The 21,365-nt window shown below is 75.4% G+C and carries 2 protein-coding genes; both read right to left on the reverse strand.

What is annotated here, in order from left to right; all coding sequences use genetic code 11:
- On the reverse strand, positions 1-14,852 hold a 14,852-nt coding region (locus tag H0H10_RS40450; protein WP_188179145.1), incomplete at its 3' end, for a non-ribosomal peptide synthetase.
- Complete coding sequence (locus H0H10_RS02640; protein ID WP_306420923.1) at positions 14,849-21,136, reverse strand: non-ribosomal peptide synthetase; 6,288 nt, start codon at positions 21,134-21,136, stop codon at positions 14,849-14,851. The genes H0H10_RS40450 and H0H10_RS02640, both read right to left, overlap by 4 nt.
- Positions 21,137-21,365: the final 229 nt, after the last annotated feature.

Raw genomic sequence — 21,365 nt, forward strand, 5'->3', positions numbered from 1 at the left:
AGACCGACGAGGACGGCGCTGCCGTCGCCGCGGCCCCGCTCCCGCCGCCAGCGGGCGACCGCCCGGGCCAGGCCGGTGAGCAGCACCTCGTCGACCGCGGCGCGGAAGGCCGCGGGCACCGCGCCGAGCAGGGGGTCGGCTGCCTCGGGAGGCAGGCTGACGGTCAGCCGCCGGGCGGTGCGGGCGACATCCGCCGCGGCGTCGAGGGGCCGCCGCCCGAGCTGCGGGTCTGGGGTGTCCAGGATGTCGCGCCACAGGCCGAGTTCGGCGGTGCGGCGCTCGCTCAGGGCCTCCCTCGCGAGCTCGTTGGACCAGCGGCGGAACGACGTCCGCACCGGTTCCAGCCGGACCTCGCGCTCCTCGGCCACCGCGTCCCAGGCCGCCTTGAGGTCCTCCCGCAGCACCCGCCAGGACACGCCGTCCACGGCGAGGTGGTGCACGAGTACCAGCAGGCGTCCGGGCCGGCCGGGGCCCGCGTCGAACCAGACGGCGCGGACCATCCGGCCGTCGGCCGGCGACAGGTCGCCCTGCACCCGGGTCTGGGTGTCGGCGACGACGCCGATCAGGTCCCCGGCGGCCACGCCGGTGACGTCGACGCGGTCCAGCAGGGCGGTGGCGTCGACCGAGCCCCGCGGGGTGACCTCCAGACGCGGGCCCGCGGGGCCGGCGACGGTGCGTGCGCGCAGGATGTCGTGGTGGTCGAGGACCGCCTGCAGGGTTGCCGCCAGTCGTCGCCGGCCGGCGTCGGCGGGGACCTGGAGCAGGGCCGCCTGGTGAACCTCGTCGGTGGGGCCGCCCCGCTCGTACAGGTCGTGCATCACGGGGGTGAGGGCCAGTTCGCCGATGGCCTCCCCGGGGGCCTCGCCGGCCGCGGCGCCGTCGTCCTGCCGGGCGATGCGGGCCAGCGCGCGGACCGTCTTGTGCTTGAAGACGTCCCGCAGGCTGATCAGCAGGCCCGCGCTGCGGGCCCGGCCGGCCAGCTGGATGGAGACGATGCTGTCGCCGCCCAGCTCGAAGAAGTCGTCGTCCGGACCGACCTCGGCGACGCCCAGCAGCTCCGCGAACAGCCCGGTGAGGATCCGCTCGCGGTCGGCGGGGCCGTCCGCGTCGTCCGGTTCCGGCACGCCGGCCTCCGTGGCGGGCCGCTCCGGTACCGGCTGCCCCGCGATGCGCGCGCGGACGCCGGCCCACCAGCCGGGGAGCGGATCGTCCGCCGGACGCCAGGGCCCGGCCGGGTCCGCGGCCAGCGCCTCCAGGACGTCGCGCAGCCCGTCGGCGACGGCCTCGGCGTCGGCCTTGGTGAACAGGTCGGGCCGGTACCCGAAGCGGCAGTGCAGCAGGTCGCCGGCGAGGCCGGCGTCCAGGGTGAGGGGGTAGTGGGTGGCGTCGTCCATCACCAGGTCGACCGCCCGGACCCGGTCGCCGTCGCCGCCGAATCCGGCGCCGTCGGCCGGGATGTTCTGGAAGACCAGCAGGGTGTCGAAGAGTTCGCCCTTGCCGGTCAGCCGCTGCAGGTCGACCAGACGGATGTACTGGTGTGCCGTCAGGTCGAGCTGCTGCTCCCACAGCCGGGGCAGCACGGCCTCGGCGCTCTCCCCGGGCCTGAGAGCCACCCGCACCGGAACGGTGTTGATGAACAGGCCCACCATGCGCTCGATGCCCGCGACCTCGGGCGGCCGGCCGGAGACGGTGGCGCCGAAGACGACGTCGGCGCGGCCGGTGAGCCGGGCCAGCAGCTGTCCCCAGGCGGCCTGCACGACCGTGTTCATCGTGGTGCCGTGCCGGGCGGCCAGTGCCGCGAGGCCGGCGGTCAGTTCGCCGCCGAAGGTCACGGAGATCTTCTCGGTCGCCACCGCCGCCCGCTCCGGGTCCGCGGGCGCCAGCAGGGTCGGCTCGGCCGAGTCGTCCAGCACCCGGCGCCAGGCCCGCTCGGCGGCCGCCCGGTCCTGGCCGGCGAGCCAGGACAGGTAGTCGCGGTACGGCCGGACCTCGGGCAGACCGGCCGGGTCGCCCCCGGCCGCGTACAGCCGCATCAGCTCGTCGAGCAGGACCGGCGTGGACCAGCCGTCGAGCAGCAGGTGGTGCAGGGTCAGCACCAGCCGTGCCCGGCCGCCGCCGAGGCGGAGCAGGGCGCAGCGCAGCAGCGGGGGCCTGCCGATGTCGAACCGCTCCGCCCCGGCCTCGCGCATCGCCCGCTCCACGGCGTCCTGCCGTGCGGCCTCGTCGAGGTCGCCGAGGTCGGTCTCCGACCACGGCACGTCGACGTCCTCGGGGATGAACTGCACCGGTCGGCTCAGGCCCTCGTGGGCGAAGCCGGCGCGGAGGTTGGCGTGCCTGCGCAGCAGCGCCCCGACCGCGGCCCGCAGCACCGGGGTCTTCGGGTCGCCCTCCAGGTCGAGACCGAACTGCACGGTGTACACGTCCGGTTCACGCCGGTCGTACAGGGAGTGGAAGAGCAGCCCCTCCTGCAGCGGGGCCAGCGGCAGCACGTCGGCGAGCCGGTGTCCGTCGCGTTCGAGGAGGTCGACGTCCTGCTGGGTGAGGTCCACCAGCGGGAAGTCCGACGGGGAGCGGCCGCCGTCGTGGACGGCGGCGGCCTCGCGGACCGCCTGCTGCCAGTCCGCGGCGAGCTCGGCGGCCTCGCCGTCCCCGAACAGCGCCTCGGGCCAGGACCAGACGGCCGTCAGGCGGGGGCCGCCGGGGCCGTCGTGGGACCAGGTCTCCACGTCGAGGACGTAGCGGGCCGGTGTGTCCGCGTCCTCGCCGCGGACGGGCCGGGGGGCTCCCGGTGCGTCGAGGGGCACGGAGCCGTCGGCGAGCGGCTCGGCGCAGCCGTCCCGGTGTGCGACGCGCACCCACGGGGCGGGCAGCCCGGACAGCAGGGGCACCGTCTGCGGGTTGAGGTGGCGCAGCAGGCCGTAGCCACAGCCGTCGCCGGGGACGGCCGCGAGCTGTTCCTTGACCTGCTTGATGCGGGCCGCGGGCGCGGTGCCCGGCTCGCCGGCGCCGAGCAGCACCGGGTGGACGGCGGTGAACGGGCCGACGGTACGGCCGGTACCGGCACTGGCGTCGCGGTCGTCCTGTTCGACGGCGACCAGGACACCCGCGTCCGCGGGCAGTCCGCGCCGGGTGCGCCACTGGGCGACCGCGGCCGTCAGCGCGCCGAGCAGCACCTCGCGCACCCCGGTGGCCAGGCCCTCGGGGACGGTGGTGAGCAGGGCCTTCGACTCGGCCGCGGAGAAGGTCATCTCCAGTCGGCGGACGGTCCCCTCGGTGTCGCGGCGCGGGTCCGGCGCCACCGCCACCGGGGCCACGGTCCGGGCGGCGAGCATGTCGGTCCAGGCTTCGAGCTCGTCGACGAGTTCCGGGGCGGCGGCCGCCGCGGCGATCTGCTCGGCCAGGGTGCGGTAGGCGGTGGTGACCGGCGGCAGCTGGGGCGCCGCCCCGGTGGCGGCCGCCTGCCACGCGGTGCGCAGGTCGTCGAGGAGGATCCGCCAGGAGGCGGCGTCGGCGGCGAGGGTGTGCACCGCGAGGACCAGCCGGTGCTCCCCGTCGGGTCCGCCGTCCAGCCAGGCGGCCCGCAGCAGCACGCCGTCCTCGGGCGCCAGGGCGGACCGGACGGCGTCCGTCTGCCGGGCGGTCTCGGCGGCGAGCGCGTCCGCGCCGGCCGCGGCCACGTCGACGCGGGTGAGCAGGCCGGCCGCCGGCACGTCGCCGCGCGGCAGCACCTCCAGGCCCCACACCAGGTTGCCGGCGCGGCGGGTGAGCCGCTGCCGCAGTGCGTCGTGGTGGTCGACCAGTGCCTGCAGCACGGTGTGCAGCAGGGACTCGCCGGTGCCGGGCGGAAGGGCGAGCACGGCGGTGGCCGCCGAGTGGCCGGCGTGGCCGCCGCGTTCGCGCAGGGCGTGCACGGCCGGCAGCAGCGGAACCTCGCCGGTCCCGGAGTCACCCGAGCCGTCCGGGCCGTCGGCCGGGGAGAGGGCGGCCGGTCCGGTCGCGGCGGCGGCCAGTGCCTCGACGGTGCGGTGGCGCAGCACGTCCGCCGCGGTGAACTCCAGGCCCGCCTCAAGAGCCCGGCTGACCAGCTGGATGGAGACGATGCTGTCGCCGCCGAGGTCGAAGAAGCTGTCGTCGATGCTCACCGGCTGCACGCCGAGCAGGTCACCGATCAGCTCGCACAGCAGGGTCTCCTTGGCGTCGCGCGGGGCGCGGCCCTCGCCCCGGGAGGCGAAGTCCGGCTCCGGCAGCGCCGCCCGGTCGACCTTGCCGTTGGCGTTCAGCGGCAGGGCCTCCAGCAGGGTGTAGGCCGCGGGGACCATGTACTCCGGGAGCCGTTCGGCGAGGTGGGTGCGCAGCAGGCGCGGGTCGGCGTCGGCACCGTCGGCGGCGACGACGTGGGCGACCAGCTGCCCCCGTCCGTCGTCGCCGTGGTGGACGGTCACGGCCGAGCGGGCCACGGACGGGTGGCCGTCCAGCGTGGCCTCGATCTCCCCGAGCTCGATGCGGAACCCGCGGATCTTGACCTGGTCGTCGGCGCGGCCGGCGAACCGCAGCTGCCCGTCGGCGTTCCAGGCCACCAGATCGCCGGTGCGGTACAGGCGGGATCCGGGCGCCCCGAACGGGTCGGCGACGAAGCGTTCCGCGGTGAGGGCGGGCCGGTCGAGGTAGCCGCGGGCGAGCCCGTCACCCGCGATGTACAGCTCGCCGGTCACTCCGGCCGGCACGGGGCGCAGGAAGTCGTCGAGGACGTACACCCGCGTGTTCCACAGCGGGGCGCCGATCGGCGGCTGGACCGCGCCGGACTGGGGCCCGCTCATCGTCGCGCAGACGGTCGCCTCGCTCGGGCCGTAGACGTTGAGCAGCCGGCGGCCCCGGGACCAGTGGGCCACCTGCTCGGGCGGGCAGGCCTCGCCGCCGACGGCGAGGGTGCGCAGGTGGGGCAGCGGGTCGCCGGGCAGGGTGGCCAGCACACCGGCCGTGATCTGCAGGTGGGTGACCTCGTACTCGGTGAGCAGCTGGGCGAGTTCGTCGCCGACCGGGGCGCGGTTGCCGTCGGGCAGCACCAGGGCGGCGCCGCTCAGCAGGGTCATCGCCAGGTCGGCGACGGACACGTCGAAGCTGGGCGAGACGGCCTGGAGGATCCGGCTGTCGGCGTCGATGGCGAAGTTCTCCGCGTGGGCCCCGGCCATGCCCGCGACACCCCGGTGCGTGACGACGACGCCCTTGGGCCGGCCGGTCGACCCGGAGGTGTAGATGACGTAGGCGGGGTGGTCCAGGGCGAGCGGCCGCGTGCGGTCGGCGTCCGCCGGGTCGGTCGCCGGGGCGGCGGCCACCGCCTCCCGGACGTCGGCGGCGTCGGCGCGCAGGACCGGCACCCCGGCGGGCAGCGCCTGCTCCGCGAGGGCCCGGCCGCCGGTGACGACCAGGGCGGGGCGCGCGTCCTCGGCCATGTAGGCGATGCGCTCGGCCGGGTAGCCGGGGTCGACGGGCAGGTGGGCGGCGCCCGCCTTGAGCACGCCGAGGGTGACGGCGAGCCATTCCGCCGAGCGGGGCAGGGCGACCATGACCCGCTGCTCGGGGCCGACGCCCTGCCCGATGAGGTGGTGCGCCCAGCGGTTCGCCCGGGCGTTGAGGGCCGCGTAGGTGAGCCGTTCCCGGCCCGCGATCACGGCCGTGGCCTCGGGGGTGGCGGCGGCCTGCCGCTCGAACAGCCGCGGCAGGGTGGCCGCGGGCACCTCGCGGGCGGTGTCGTTCCACTCGGTGAGCACGCGGTGCAGTTCGGCCTCGGGCAGCAGGTCGATCCGGCCGAGCGGACGGTCCGGGTCCGCGGTGACCGCGCCGAGCAGTGCCGTGAAGCGGGACACCACGGACTCGACGGTGCCGCGGTCGAACAGGTCGGTGCGGTAGCTGACCAGTCCGCGCAGCCCGGCGGGGTCCCCGTCGGGGGTCCACTCCTCGGTGAGTTCGATGCCCAGGTCGGTCTTGGCCGAGGTGAGTTCCACGGCCGCCGGCCGGACGGTGAGACCGGGCAGCTCCAGGCGCGGGGCCGCGTTGTTCTGGAAGGCGAGGAACACCTGGAACAGCGGGGTGTGGGCGAGCGAGCGGGCCTCGGCGCCGAGGTGGTCGACGAGCCGTTCGAAGGGCAGGTCCTGGTGGGCGTAGGCCGCCAGGTCGGTGGCCCGCACCCGGCGCAGCAGCTCCGCGAAGGTGGGGTCGCCGGAGGTGTCGGTGCGCAGCACGAGGGTGTTGACGAAGAAGCCGACGAGGTCTTCGAGGGCCGCGTCGGAGCGGCCGGCGACGGCGGTGCCGACGGGGATGTCGGTTCCGGAGCCGAGCCTGGTCAGCAGGGCCGCGAGCGCTGCCTGCGCCACCATGAACAGGCTGACCTGGTGGGTGCGGGCGAGTTCGGTGAGGCGGGCGTGCAGCGCGGCGTCGATCCGGAAGTCCACCGTGGCGCCGTCGCCGGTCATCTCGGCCGGCCGGGGCCGGTCGGTGGGCAACGCCAGTTCGGCGGGCGCGCCGGCCAGCGTCTCGCGCCAGAAGGCCAGTTGGCGGGCGGCGAGGCTGTCGGCGTCCGTCTCGTCGCCGAGCAGGTCGCGCTGCCAGAGGGTGTAGTCGGCGTACTGCACGGGCAGTTGCGCGAAGTCCGGTGCGCGGCCGGCCTGCCGGGCGGCGTACGCCCGGGACAGGTCGCGGGCCAGCGGGGCGTTGGACCAGCCGTCGGACGCGATGTGGTGCAGGGTCAGCAGCAGGACGTGCTCGGTGCCGGAGACGGCGAACAGTGTGGCCCGCAGCGGCGGTTCGGTGGCGAGGTCGAAGCCGCGGGCGGACTCCTCGCGCAGCGCCGCGTCGAGCTCCTGCGGCCCGCAGGCCACGACCTGCAGCCGCACGGGGGTGGCGGCGGCGTCGAGGACGGCCTGCCGCGGCCGGCCGCCGTCGTCCGGGAAGACGGTGCGCAGGGTCTCGTGACGGGCCACCACGTCGGCGAGGGCCGCGCGCAGCGCCGGCACGTCGAGGGCTCCGTCGAGCCGGATGGCGAGCGGGATGTTGTAGGCGCCGGACGGGCCGTGCAGCCGGCTCAGGAACCACAGCCGGCGCTGGGCGTACGACAGCGGAATCGCGGCGGGCCTCTCCCGGGCCGTGAGCTCCGGGCGCCGGCTGCCGGATGCGGTCAGCCGGGCGGCGAGCAGGGCCGGTGTCGGCGCCTCGAAGACGGCGCGCACGTCGACGTCGGAGCCGAAGGCGGAGCGGACCCGGCTGAGCAGCCGGACGGCGCTGAGCGAGTTGCCGCCGAGCTCGAAGAAGTGGTCGTCGGCACCGACCTCGGGGCGCTCCAGCACCTGGGCGAACAGGCCGCACAGGATTTCCTCCTGCGGGCTGCGCGGGGCGCGGGTGGCCGGGCCGGCGGCCGTCTCCGGTTCGGGCAGGGCCCTGCGGTCGAGCTTGCCGTTCGGGGTGAGCGGCAGCTCGTCGAGGAGGACGACGGCGTCCGGGACCATGTAGTCGGGCAGGACCGCGGCGAGTCGCTCGCGCAGCGCGGCGGCCGCCGGCGCCGCCCCGGGCGCGGGCACGGCGTACGCCAGCAGCCGGTCGCCGTCGGCGGATCCGGTGGTCACGACGGCCTGGGCGGCGACGCCGGGCAGGGCGGCGAGGGCGGCGGAGATCTCGCCGAGCTCGACCCGGTGGCCGCGGATCTTCACCTGGTCGTCGGCGCGGCCGGTGAACACCAGGTTCCCGTCCGGCAGCCGGCGGGCCACGTCTCCGGTGCGGTACATCCGTGAGCCGGCCGGACCGTGGGGGTCGGCGGTGAAGCGCTCCGCGGTCAGGCCGGGGCGCCCGAGGTAGCCGCGGGCCAGGCAGGGCCCGGCGAGGTACAGCTCGCCCGGGACACCGGCCGGGACGGGCCGCAGGGCGCGGTCCAGGACGTAGGCGCGCACGTTGCCCTGGGGGCGGCCGATCGGGACCGGGCCGGGGGCGAGTTCGGTGCCGGGGTCGATGCGGTACTCGGTGACGTTGACGGTCGCCTCGGTGGGGCCGTAGACGTTCCAGACGGTGGCACCGGGGTGGCGCTCGCGCCAGGCGGTCAGCGACTCGCCGAGCAGGGCCTCGCCGCCCAGGAGGAGTTCGCCGGACGGCGAGTACTCCTCGGGGAGGGCGCCGAGCAGCGGGAGGTGGCTGGGGGTCGCCTTCATGAAGGTGACCGGGGTGCGCCCGAGGCGCCCGGCGGTCGCCGGGTCCTCCTCCAGGGCGGCCATCAGCACCGTGCCGCCGACCGTGAGGGGCGTGAACAGGGCGGTGACCGTCAGGTCGAAGGCGACCGGCGAGTGCAGCAGCGCGAGGCCGGCGGCGCCCCGGTAGGCGCTCCCCGCCCAGGTGAGGTAGTCCGCGACGGAGCGGTGCGTGACGACGACGCCCTTGGGGCGCCCGGTGGAGCCGGAGGTGTAGATGACGTACGCCGGGTGGTCGGCGGTGAGCGGGGCGCGCCGGTCGGCGTCCACGAGGGCGGTGGCCGGGTGGGCGCCGGCGCGCCGGGCCGTCTCCGGGTCGTCGACGACGAGCGTGCGCACGTCGTGGTCCGCGAGAACGGCGGCCGTCGCCCGGTCGGTGAGCGCCAGGCCCGGGCGGGCGTCGGCGAGCAGGTACCCGATGCGCTCGGCCGGGTGGGCGGGGTCGACGGGCACGTACGCGGCACCGGACTTGAGGACCGCGAGCAGCGCCACCGCCAGGTCCGCCGACCGTTGCATGGCGACGGCGACGAGCTGCTCGGGTCCCGCCCCCTCGGCGGTCAGGGTCCGCGCGAGACGGTTGGCGCGTTCGTCGAGCTGGGCGTAGGTGAGTTCGGTGGTGGCGTCGGCGACGGCGACGGCGTCGGGGGTGCGCGCGGCCTGGGCCTCGATCAGCTCGGGGACGAGGGTCGCGGCGGCGGCCACGGCGGGGCCGGCGGAGCCGGTGGTCAGCTGCCGGGTCTCCGCGTCGTCCAGCAGCCGGAGCCGGCCGACGGGGGTGTCGGGCGCGGTGACGACGGCCTCCAGGACGCGGCGCAGCTGACGGGTCGCGGACCGTACCAGGTCCTCGTCGAGCAGGTCGCCGCGGTAGTACCAGTTGATGACCATCCGCCGGTCGTCCTGCATCACGACCATGCCCAGCGGGTAGTGGTTGTCGCCCTTGGTGTCGACGTCGGACAGGGTGAGTCCGTGCACGGTCCGGCCGGTGCCGTCGTCGGCGGGGAAGTTCTCGAAGACGACGGCGGTGTCGAAGAGGGTGCCGAGGCCGGTCAGGCGCTGGAGGTCGGCCAGGCCCAGGTAGTGGTGGGCAAGGAGTTCCACGCGCTGCGCCTGGACGCGGGTGAGCGTCTCGGCGAGTGAGAGGGCCGGGTCGATGCGGACGCGTACCGGCACGGTGTTGCTGAACAGGCCGACCATGGACTCCACGCCGGGCAGCTCCGGCGGTCGGCCGGAGACGGTCTCCCCGAACAGCACGTCGTCGCGGCCGGTGAGGCCGGCCAGCACCAGGCCCCAGGCGCCCTGCACCACGGCGTTCATGGTGAGGCCGTGGGTCCTGGCCGCCGTGGTCAGGGCCGCCGTGAGGCCGGCCGGCAGTTCGTCCACGATCCGGCCGGGCAGGGCGGCGGCGTGCCCGGCCGCCTGCGGGGCGACGAGCGTCGGCTCCTCGACGCCGGCGAGCGCCGCCCGCCAGGCGTCCTCCGCGGCGCCGCGGTCCTGCCGGGCGAGCCAGGCGAGGTATTCCCGGTACGGGACGACGGGCGGCAGCGCCGAGGCGTCGCCACGCTGCCCGTACAGCGCGAACAGCTCACCGGCGAGCACCGGTGCCGACCAGCCGTCGAGCAGCAGGTGGTGGGCGGCGAACAGCAGCCGGTGGCGGTCCGCGCCGAGCCGGATGAGGGTGAAGCGCAGCAGCGGCGGCTGCTCGGGGTCGAAGCGGCGGGACCGCTCGGCGGTCAGCAGCCTGTCGAGTTCGGCCTGCTGGTCCGCTTCGCCGAGGCCGCTGAGGTCGATGTCCTGCCAGGGCGTGTCGGCCTCGGCCGGGATCAGCTGCACGGGCGTGCCGTCGGTGGTGCGGTGGAAGCAGGCGCGCAGGCTGGCGTGGCGGGCGAGCAGCCCGGCGACGGCATCGCGCAGTGCCCGGGTGTCCAGTTCACCGCGCACGTCGACGGCGAGCCGGGTGATGTAGACGTCCTCGGCGTCCTGGTCGTACTCGGTGTGGAAGAGCAGGCCCTCCTGCAGCGGGGAGAGCGGCAGGATGTCGGTCAGCCGCGGCCGGGCCCGCTCCAGGCGGTCGATCTCGTTCTGGTCGAGGGCGACCAGCGGCAGGTCGGAGGGGACGAGGCCGCCGGTGTCCTCGGGCCGGTCGGCGCGCGCGACGAGGGCGCGCAGGGCGTCGAACCAGCCGGTGGCGAGGTCCCGCACGTCCTCCTCGGTGAGCAGGCCGCCGGGCCAGGTCCAGGTGGCCGTCAGCCGCGGACCGTCGGCGTGGGTCTCGGTGACCGCGTTGGCGGTGAGGGTGTACGGCAGCGGCGTGCCGGGCTCCGCTCCGCCGCCCAGGCTGCTGTCCTGGCCGTCGCCGGCGCTGTCGCCGGACTCGCCGATGCGGCCGAGGTAGTTGAAGCCGATCTGCGGCTCGGCGAACCGGGCCAGGGCGGCCGCGGTGCGCGGGTTGAGGTGGCGCAGCAGGCCGAAGCCGATGCCGTTGTCGGGGATGGCCCGCAGCTGTTCCTTGACGGCCTTGAGCGCGCGGGCCGCCGCGGGACCCTCGGCGGCGAGGTCGGAGGCGGTGACCGGGCCGGGGTCGAGACGCACCGGGTAGAGGCTGGTGAACCAGCCGACGGTGCGCGACAGGTCGGCGCCGTCGAGGATGTCCTCGCGGCCGTGCCCCTCGAGCCCGATCAGCACCGAGGAGGTGTCGCCGCGGCCCTGCCGGCGCCGCCAGTCGGCGACGGCGAGCGCGAGGGCGGTCAGCAGGACGTCGTTGATCTGTGCGTGGAAGGCTGCCGGGACCCGGCCGAGAAGCGGCTCGGTGACGTCGGCCGGCAGGCGCAGGGTGAGGTGCCCGGCGCCGGCGAGGGTGTCGGCCGCCGGGTCGAGGGGGCGGTCGGTGAGCAGCGGGTCGGGCGCGGAGAGGATGGAGCGCCACAGCGGGAGTTCGCGGATGCGGTCGGGTTCGCCGGCGGCCGCGGTCAGGTGCTGGGCCCAGCGCCGGAAGGAGGTGCCGGCGGGCTCCGGTGTGAAGGCGGTGCCCCGGGCGGCGGCGTCGAGTGCGGCGGACAGGTCCGGCAGCAGGATGCGCCACGAGACGCCGTCCACGCACAGGTGGTGGACGACCAGCAGCAGGCGGCCGGGCCGGCCGGCACCGGCGTCGAACCAGACGGCCTGCACCGTCCGGCCCTCCTCGGGGGCGAGCCGGTCCTGGGCGGCGGCGAACTCCCGCTCGGTGACGGCCCGCACGGCGTCCGCTTCGAGGCCGGTGACGTCGACCCGGTGCAGGGCCTCGGCGGCGGCGACGGTGCCGGGCGGGGTGATCTCCAGCGTCCACTCGTCGATGTCCTCGATGCGGGTCAGCCGCAGCCGCAGCGCGTCGTGGTGGTCGAGGAGGGTCTGCAGGGCGGCGGTGACCCGTGCGGTGTCCAGGCCGGCGGGCACCGTCACGGGCATGGCCTGGCTGAACCGGGCGGCGGGGCCGCTGTGTTCGCGGAACCAGTGGATGATCGGGGTCAGCGGGACTCCGCCCACGCCGTCGGACGGGGCGGCGCGGCGCGGGGCGGCGGCCTCCTGGGCGACCTCGGCGAGTGCTTCGACCGTGCGGTGGGTGAACACGTCGCGGGGGGTGAGGCGCAGTCCGGCCTTGCGGGCCCGGCTGATCAGCTGGATGGAGCCGATGCTGTCACCGCCGAGCTCGAAGAAGCTCTGGTCGGCGCCGACCTTCTCCAGTCCGAGCACTTCGGCGAAGATCCCGCACAGCAGTTCCTCGCGCTCGGTGGCCGGGGCCCGGCCCTCGCCGGCGGCGGACTGGGGGGCGGGCAGCGCCTTGCGGTCGAGCTTGCCGTTGGCGGTCAGCGGCAGCGTGTCGAGGGCGACGACGACGGACGGGACCATGTACTCGGGCAGCAGTTCGCCGACGTGGGCGCGCAGCGCGTCGGCGTCGGTGTCGCGTGTCCCGTCGGACGGCACGACGTAGGCGACGAGCTGCCGCACGCCCTCCTGGAGCTCGTGGACGGCGACGGCCGCGCGGTCCACCTCGGGGTGGCGGGCCAGGGCGCTCTCGATCTCGCCGAGTTCGATGCGGAAGCCGCGGATCTTGACCTGGTCGTCGGCGCGGCCGACGAACTCCAGCTGTCCGTCCGGCCGTATCCGCACCACGTCACCGGTGCGGTACATCCGTTCGCCCGGGGAGCCGAAGGGGTCGGCGACGAAGCGCTCGGCGGTCAGGCCGGGGCGGCGCAGATAGCCGCGGGCGAGACCGGCGCCGGACACGTACAGCTCGCCCTCGGTGCCCTGGGGCACGAGGCGCAGGGCCGCGTCGAGGACGTAGAGGCGGGTGCCGCGCACCGCGGCGCCGATCGGCGGGACCGTCCCGGTGGGCTCCAGCGGGGTACTCATGGACACGGCGACGGTGGACTCGGTGGGGCCGTAGGCGTTGACCATGCGGCGGCCGGGTGCCCAGCGCTCGACGAGCTCCGGCGAGCAGGCGTCGCCGCCGACGATCAGGCAGCGGAAGTCCGGCAGTGCGGAAACGGGCACGCTGGCCAGCGCCGCCGGCGGGATCAGGGCGTGGGTGACCCGCCGGGCGCCGATCAGCTCGGCGAGCGGCTCGCCGGCGAGCGCGCCGGGCTCGGGGACGACGAGAGCGGCCCCGGAGGTCAGCGCCATGCACAGCTCCAGCACCGAGGCGTCGAAGCTGGGCGAGGAGAACTGCAGGACGCGGGCGGTGGCGTCGACGGCGAACCGCTCGCGCTCGGTCGCGGCGAACGCGGCGATCCCGGCGTGGCTGACGACGACGCCCTTGGGCACGCCGGTCGAGCCGGAGGTGTAGATCAGGTAGGCGGGCGAGGCCGCCGACACGGGCCCGGCGGGCCGCTCGGCGGCGCCGGTCCCGGGCTGGTCGTCGTCCAGGACGACGACGGTGGCGCCGCCCGCGGGGACGGCGGCGCGGTGAGTGGTGGTGGTGAGCACGGCGGCGGGACGCGCGTCGTCGAACATGAAGGCGATGCGCTCGGCCGGGTAGTCGGGGTCGACCGGGAGGTAGGCGGCGCCGGCCTTCATCACGGCGAGCGAGCCGATGACGGACTCGGCGCTGCGGCCCAGGACGAGGGCGACGATCTGCTCGGGGCCGACGCCCGCGGCGCTCAGGCGGGCGGCGAGCTCGTCGGTGCGCGCGTCCAGTTCGGCGTAGGTGAGCGTGAGACCGGGGGCGTCCACGGCCACGGCGTCCGGGGTGCGGGCCGCCTGGGCGGCGAACAGCTCGGGGAAGGTGGCCTGTTCGACCTCCTGCGGTCCCGCGGTCAGGCGGGCCCGCTCGTCGTCGCCGAGCAGGTCCAGGCCCGCGACGGTACGCGTGGGGTCCTCGGCCAGGGTGTTCAGGATGCGCACCAGCCGGGCGCCGATCACTTCGACCTGCTCGGGCTCGAACAGGTCCGGGCGGTAGTTGAGCAACAACCGGAGCCGGCCCTCGTGGACGTGGGAGACGAGGCAGAGCGGGTAGTGGTTGGCGTCCAGGACGTCGAAGCCGTCGATGCTGAGGTCACCGGCCAGCTCGCGCAGGCTCTGCAGGTCGAAGGGGAAGTTCTCGAACGCCACGTAGGTGTCGAAGAGTTCGGGGTGGCCGGAGACACGGAGGATGTCCCGCATGCCGGTGTACTGGTGGGCCGTCATCTCCAGGTGCTCGCGCTGCACCGCGTCGAGCACGCTGTGCAGGGTGTCGCCGCTGCCCAGCCGGACGCGGACCGGCAGGGTGTTGATGAGCATGCCGACCATGCGCTCGACGCCCGCCACCTCCGGGGGCCGGCCGGAGACCACGGTGCCGAACACCACGTCGTCGCGGCCGGCGAGCACCGACAGCAGCAGCGCCCAGGAGCCGTGCACGGCCGTGGAGAAGGTCAGGCCGAGGGCACGCAGCCGGGCCGAGAGCGCCTCGGTCTCCTCGGTGGACAGTTCCAGGACGCGGGTGTCGGGGTGCACGACCTCGCGCGCCGGGTCCGACGGCACCAGCCGGGTGGGGGCGTCGATGCCGGCGAGGGCCTGGCGCCAGGCCTCCTCGGAGGCCCGGTGGTCCTGGCGGGCGAGGTGGGCGAGGTGCTCGCGGAAGGGCGTGACCGGCTCCAGGCCGGAGGCGTCGCCGCCGGCGGCGTACACCTGGAACAGCTCGCCGAGCAGCACGGACGTGGACCAGCCGTCGAGCAGGATGTGGTGGAAGGTGCACAGCAGGCGGTGCGCGTCCTCGGCGAGCCGGATCAGGCGGTAGCGCATCAGCGGCGGGCGGGTGAGATCGAAGGCGTGGGCCTTCTCCGCCGCCTGGATGCGCTCCAGTTCCGCGGTCCGCTCGGCCTCGTCCAGGGAGCTGAGGTCGCTCACGGCCCAGGGCACCTCGACGTGCCGGGCGACGACCTGCACCGGTCGGCTCTGCTTGGGGTGCAGGAAGGCCACGCGGAGGTTGGCGTGCCGGTCCAGCAGCGCCTGCGCGGTGCGGTGCAGCGCCTCGGTGTCCAGGGCCCCGCCCAGGTCGAGGACGACCTGCACCGTGTAGACGTCGTTGCCGGTCTCGTCGTACAGCGCGTGGAAGAGAAGTCCCTCCTGGAGCGGGGACAGCGGAAGGATGTCCTCGGGACCCGTCTTCGTCATTGCAGCGTCCTCCACTCGGCTTCGAGGCCGTCGATCTCGTCTTGGGAAAGCTCCACCAGGGCCAGGTCCGACGGGGACCAGCCGCCGGCGTCGGGGCGTTCGGCGTGGTGGAGCAGTGCGCGTACGGCGCGGAACCAGGTGTCCGACAGTTCGCGGACGTCGGCCTCCGACAGGAGCCGTCCCGGGTAGGTCCAGCGGGCGGTCAGGCGCGGCCCGTCGGGCTGCTCCTGGATGAGGGCGTTGATCTCGATCAGGTGGGACAGCGGCAGGTCCGCGCCCTCGGCGAGGACCACGTCGCTCTCGGCGGCGGCCGCCCAGTCGCCGCCCGAGGCGGCGACCCGTCCCAGGTAGTTGAAGAGCAGGGGCGAGGTGGCGAGCCCGGCCAGGCGCGGCCCGGCGTCCGGATGCAGGTGGCGCAGTATCCCGAAGCCGATGCCCTCGTCGGGTACGGCCCGGAACTGTTCCTTGACCGTGCGCAGCACCCGGCCGGCCTCCGGCCCTCCGGACCACAGCCCCTCCCAGTCCTCGACGCCGGGGTCCAGCCGGGCGGGCCGGATGGCGGTCAGCCAGCCGACGGTGCGCGACAGGTCGACGCCGTCGGCGATCTCCTGGCGGCCGTGGCCCTCCACGTCGAGGAGGACTCCCTCGCCCTCGCCGCGGTGCCGGTGCCTGCGCCAGTGGTCGACCGCCACGGCGAGCGCGGTGATCAGGACCTCGTGCACACCGGTGTTGAGTGCGGTGGGCGCCCGGTCCAGGAGTCCGGCGGTGGCGTCGGCGCTCAGCACCTGGGTGAGGTGCCGGGCGGCGTGCGCCGTGTCCCGGGCCGGGTCGAGCGGCCGGTCGGTGAGGGAGGGGGCGGGCCGCCGGAGCGCCCGTGCCCACAGCTCCTCCTCGTCGGCGCGGGCGGTGGCCTGTTCGGTGAGCAGCTCGGCCCAGCGCCGCAACGGCGTGCCGACGGGGGCGAGTTCGGGTTCCTTGCCGGCCGCGGCCGCCTCCCAGGCGACCCGCAGGTCGGGCAGCAGGACACCCCACGACACGCCGTCGACGGCCAGGTGGTGGGCGGCGAACAGCAGCCGGCCGGGGGCGTCCTGACCGGCGTCGAACCACACCAGCCCGGCCATCGTGCCGGCCTCCGGGTCGAGGCGCCGCCAGGCGGCGCGGGCCTCCCGTTCCAGGGTCGTCCGCAGCCGTTCGCCGCTCTGCCCGGCGATGTCGACCCGGTGCACGAGCCCGGCGGCACGGACGCTGCCGGGCGCGGGGATGTCGTACGTCCACTCGGCGCCGCTGCGGTCCAGGCGCAGGCGGAGGGCCGCGTGCCGGTCGAGCAGGGCCTGCAGGGCGCCCGTGAGCGGTTCCTGCCCGAGGCCGGGCGGGACCTGGAGGAGCATCGACTGGTGGAAGGCGTCCACCGGGCCGCCGCGCTCGCGCAGCCAGCGCATGACCGGGGTCGGTGTGAGCGGGCCGCTGCTCGCGGCCGTGTCGTCGGCCGGCCCGGACTGCGCGGGGGCCGCCTGGGCGGCCAGGGCCGCCACCGTCCTCAGCTCGAAGACGTCCTTCGGGCTCAGCGCGATGCCGCGGCGCCGGGCGCGGGCCACCAGCTGGATGGAGACGATGCTGTCGCCGCCGAGTTCGAAGAAGCTCTCGTCGAGGCCGACGGCGTCACGGCCGAGGACCTCGGCGAACAGCGCGGCGAGCGTCTCCTCCACCGGGGTGCGCGGCCGGTCCGCCCCGGCCGGGGCCCCGGCGGTGAACTCCGGGGCGGGCAGCGCCTTGCGGTCCAGTTTGCCGTTCGGGGTGAGCGGCAGGGTGTCCACGACGACGACCGCCGCGGGCACCATGTGGGCGGGCAGCCGCCCGGCGGCGTGCGCGAGGACGTCCTCCAGTGCGGGCCGCTCGCCCGCGCCCGGCACGACGTAGCCGACGAGCTGCCGGTGGCCGGGCAGGTCCTCGCGCACCGTGGCGGCGGCCCGGGCCACCTCCGGGTGGCGGGCCAGCACGGCCTCGACCTCGCCCAGCTCGATGCGGAAGCCGTTCAGCTTGACCTGGTCGTCGACCCGGCCGAGGTACTCCAGCTGCCCGTCGGCGCGCCAGCGGCCCACGTCGCCGGTGCGGTACATGCGGGCGCCGGCCGGGCCGTGGGGGTCGGCGACGAACCGCTCCGCGGTGAGCGCCGGCCGGTCCAGGTAGCCGCGGGCGAGCTGCCCGCCGCCGATGTAGATCTCGCCGGCCACGCCCGGCGGGACGGGGGCCAGGGCGGGGTCGAGTACGTGGATGACCGAGTTCCACATGGGACGCCCGATCGGCACCGGTCCGCCGGGCACGGGCTCGTCGGGGCCGATGCGGTACTCGACGCAGCCGACGGTGGCCTCGGTGGGGCCGTACTCGTTGACGACGGTCACGCCCGGGCGGTGGCGGCGCAGTTCCGTGACGGCCTCGCCGATCAGCATCTCGCCGCCGACGACGAGTTCCCCGGTGGGCGAGAACTCCTCGGGGAGCACGCCGAGCAGGGCCAGGTGGGCGGGGGTGGCCTTCAGGAAGGCGGGGCGCGGGGCTCCCGTCGCGGGTCCGTCGAGCGCGGTGACGCGGACGGTGCCGCCGGTGATGAGGGGCGCGTACAGGGAGGTGACGGTCAGGTCGAAGGAGACCGGGGAGTGCAGCAGCGTGCCGCCGGCCACGGACGGGTAGTGCTCGCGGGCGTACTGGAGGTAGACGGCGACGGAGCGGTGCTCGACCACCACACCCTTGGGGCGGCCGGTGGAGCCGGAGGTGTAGATGACGTAGGCGGGGTGGGCGGGGTCGAGCGGCCGGGTCCGGTCGGTGTCGGTGGGGTCGGTCTCCGGGGCGGAGTGCTCCGCGCCGGGGTCGACGACGGGCAGCCCTCCGGGGACCGCCGCCCGGGTGCGCTCGTCGGCCAGCACCAGTGCGGGCGCGGAGTCGTCGAGCATGTACGCGATCCGCTCGGCGGGATAGTCCGGGTCGACCGGGACGTAGGCGGCGCCGGACTTGGTGACGGCGAGCAGCGCGATCACCAGTTCGACGGAGCGGGGCAGCAGGACCGCCACGCGCCGCTCGGGGCCCGCACCGGCCGCGATCAGGTGGTGGGCCAGTCGGTTGGCCCGCGCGTTGAGTTCCGCGTACGTCAGCACCCGGTCGCCCTCGCGCAGCGCCTCGGCCCGCGGGCTGCGCGCGGCCTGCTGCTCGAACAGCCGCGGCAGCAGCGCCTCGGGGGCGACGGCGGGGGCGGGGGCGAACTCCGTGAGGATCTGGCGGCGTTCCGCGGTGGAGAGGATGCCGATGTCGCCGGTCCGCCGGGCGGGGTCGGCGGTGAAGGCCTCCAGCACCCGCAGCAGGCGCTCGCTCATCGCCTCGATGGTCGACCGGTCGAAGAGGTCGGTGCTGTACTCCAGGCGGCCGGAGATGCCGGCGGCGGCCTCGTGTCCCGCGGACCGCTCGTCGAACCCGAACAACAGGTCGATCTTGGTGACGCCCGGGTCAACCTGCTGCGGCGCGGTGACCAGGCCCGGCAGTTCAAGGGTGGACTCGGCCGGTGTCTGGACGTCCATCATCACCTGGAACAGGGGGTTCCGGGCGAGCGAGCGCTCGGGGTTGAGGACTTCGACGAGCCGTTCGAAGGGGAGGTCCTGGTGCGCCTGGGCCGCCAGTGCCATCTCCCGGCTGCGCTCGATGAGTTCGGCGACGGTCGGGTTGCCGGAGACGTCGTTACGGAAGACCACGGTGTTGACGAAGCACCCGACCAGTTCGTCCAGCCGCGCGTCGCCGCGGCCCGCCACGGCACTGCCGAGCGGGATGTCGTCGCCCGCGCCGAGCTTGCTCAGCAGGACGGAGACCGCGCTCTGCAGCACCATGAAGAGGCTGGCCCGGTGGGTGCGGCCCAGGTCGATGAGCCGCTGGTGCAGTGCGGCACCGATCTCGAAGCGGACGATGTCGCCGCGCTGGCTCAGCTCGCTCGGACGCGGCCGGTCGAGGGGCAGGTCCAGCTCCTCGGGCAGGCCCGCGAGCGCCCGGGTCCAGTGCGCGAGCTGGCGGCCCAGCGGGCTGTCGGGGTCACTGTCGTCGCCGAGCACCGACTGCTGCCAGAGGGTGTAGTCGGCGTACTGCACCGGCAGCGGCGCGAAGTCCGGGGCCCGCCCGGCGGTGCGGGCGGTGTAGGCGCGTCCCAGGTCGCGGGCGAGGGGGGCGAGCGACAGGCCGTCGGCGACGATGTGGTGCAGGACGACGAGCAGGACGTGCTCCTCGGGGGCGAGCACCAGCAGGCGCGGGCGCACGGCGAGGTCGGTGGTGAGATCGAACCCCTCGGCGACGACGCCGGCGACGGTGGCGTCCACGGTGCCGGGCCCGGCGGGGAGTTCCACGAGGCGGGCGCGGGCGGCGGCCTCCTCGGGGGTGAGCACGTGCTGGCGGGGCCGTCCGTCGGCCTCCGGGAAGGTGGTCCGCAGGCTCTCGTGCCGGGCCAGGACATCGGCGAGGGCGGCGCCGAGGGCCGCCTTGTCGAGCCGGCCGGTCAGTTTCAGTGCCAGGCCCATGTTGTAGGCGCCGCTCGGGCCCTGAAGCCGGTTGACCAGCCACAGCCGCTGCTGGGTGAGGGAGAGCGGCAGTTCGGCGGGGCGGTGGGGGGCGGGTTCGAGGGCTCTGCGGCGGTCACCGGCGCCGTCGAGCCGGGCGGCGAGCCCCGCGACGGTCGGCGTCTCGAAGACCGAGCGGATGGACAGCTCCGCGCCGAACGCCTCCCGGATCCGGCCGAGCAGGCGGATCGCGGTGAGCGAGTGGCCTCCCAGGGTGAAGAAGTTGTCGTCGAGGCCCACGCGGGGCACCTTCAGCACCTCGGCCACCAGCGCGCACAGCGTCTCCTCGTGCGGGGTGCCGGGCGCGCGGTACTCCACCGCCTCGGCGGCAGCGGGCTCGCCGGCGTCGTCGTCCGTCCGCGGCGGCATCCAGCCGGCCGGCGCGGTGAGCGCGACGGAGTCGAGGGGGGCGTCCGGGGCGGTGCCGGCCAGCGCGACGAGGAAGGCGGTGAGGGCCTCGCGGTGCCCGGTGAGCGTCTCGTCGGTGTAGAGGTCGGCGTTGGCGTGGAAGTCGATGAGGAATCCGCCGTCGGGCGTGCGGTTGTCGACGACCAGCGACAGGTCCTCCTCCGGGCCGATCGAGAAGCCCCGCACGGTGGCCGGGCGGCCGGCGAAGACCAGGGGCTCCCCGTACATGACGAAGTTGACCTCCGGGCCCCACAGCCGCTTGCGGTCACCGACGAGGCCGAGGTCGCGGTGGATGTCCTCGTAGCGGTAGCGCTGGTGGCGCAGGGCGCGGTGGATGCCGTCGCTGACCGAGGCGAGGAATTCACCGACGCTCGTTCCGGGCCGCACCCGCACGCGCAGCGGCAGGGCGTTGGAGACCATGCCGGGGATCCGCCGGGCGGCGGCCCCGGGGCGGGCGGCTGCGGCGAGTCCGAGGACGACGTCGTCGGCGCCGGTGAGCCGGTTGAGGTAGGCGGCGAGGCCCGCGACCACCACGGCGGGCCAGCTGACACGGGTCTCGCGGGCCAGATCGCGCAGCGCCGACGCGGTGCCGGGGGTGACGTGGCCGGCCTGGCGGACGTGGTCGGCCGGCACCCGGGCCGGCCGCCCGGCCAGGCCGGTCGGCGGGGCGACGTCCGCCAGCTCCTCGCTCCAGAAGGCGGCGTCCGCCGCGAACTGGTCCGAGCCCCGGTAGGCGGTGTCGAGGTCGACGAGTTCGCGCAGGCTGCCGAAGCCGGACGGGGCGGGTTCCTCGCCGGCCGCCAGTGCCGAGTAGACGGCGGCCACCCGGGACACGATCAGGGACCAGCTGTAGCCGTCGACGAGGACGTGGTGGACCCGGCTGAACCAGGTGTAGCGGTCGTCGGCGAGCTTGACCAGGCCGAAGGTGAACAGCGGCCCGGACGCCAGGTCGACCGGCGCCCTCACCCGCTCCAGCATCCACTGCTCGGCAGCGGCGGCGGGGTCCGCCTCACCGCTGACGTCGGGGGTGTGCAGCTGCCAGTCCGGTTCCGCGACCACGCTCTGCACGGGGCCTTCGTCGCCCTCCGACAGCCGTACGCGCAGCACGTCGGCCTCGGCGACCGTCCGGCGCAGCGCCGTCTCGAACAGTCCCGGGTCGATCTCCCCCGATATCTCAACGCACTCGGCGATGCTGTACATCGGGTTTTCCGGATTCACCTGCTGCGCCAGCCACATTCCGTACTGAGCGGCCGTCAGCGGCAATTGGAGTCCATTCCGATCGGCCATTGCCATTCACTCCGATTGAGTAGATGCGTCGAGACCCGTGAAGAATCGCCTGCCGACAGGGGCGGCAGTCGCGGCGACCCGGCCCACCCTACGAATGAAATCCCGCCGGTCAGGCGACTCATGGAAAACTTCGAAGCGCCCGGAGAGCCATATCGAAGAATGCTCATCGCGCTGTACAGCAGGGCATTCCCGGCACCCGGAAAGCGCCGGGTGCCCCGCCTCGGAAGAAGCGGGG

Origin of the sequence: Streptomyces griseicoloratus, from assembly GCF_014534645.1 — a bacterium.
Classification (GTDB): Bacteria; Actinomycetota; Actinomycetes; order Streptomycetales; family Streptomycetaceae; genus Streptomyces; species Streptomyces griseicoloratus.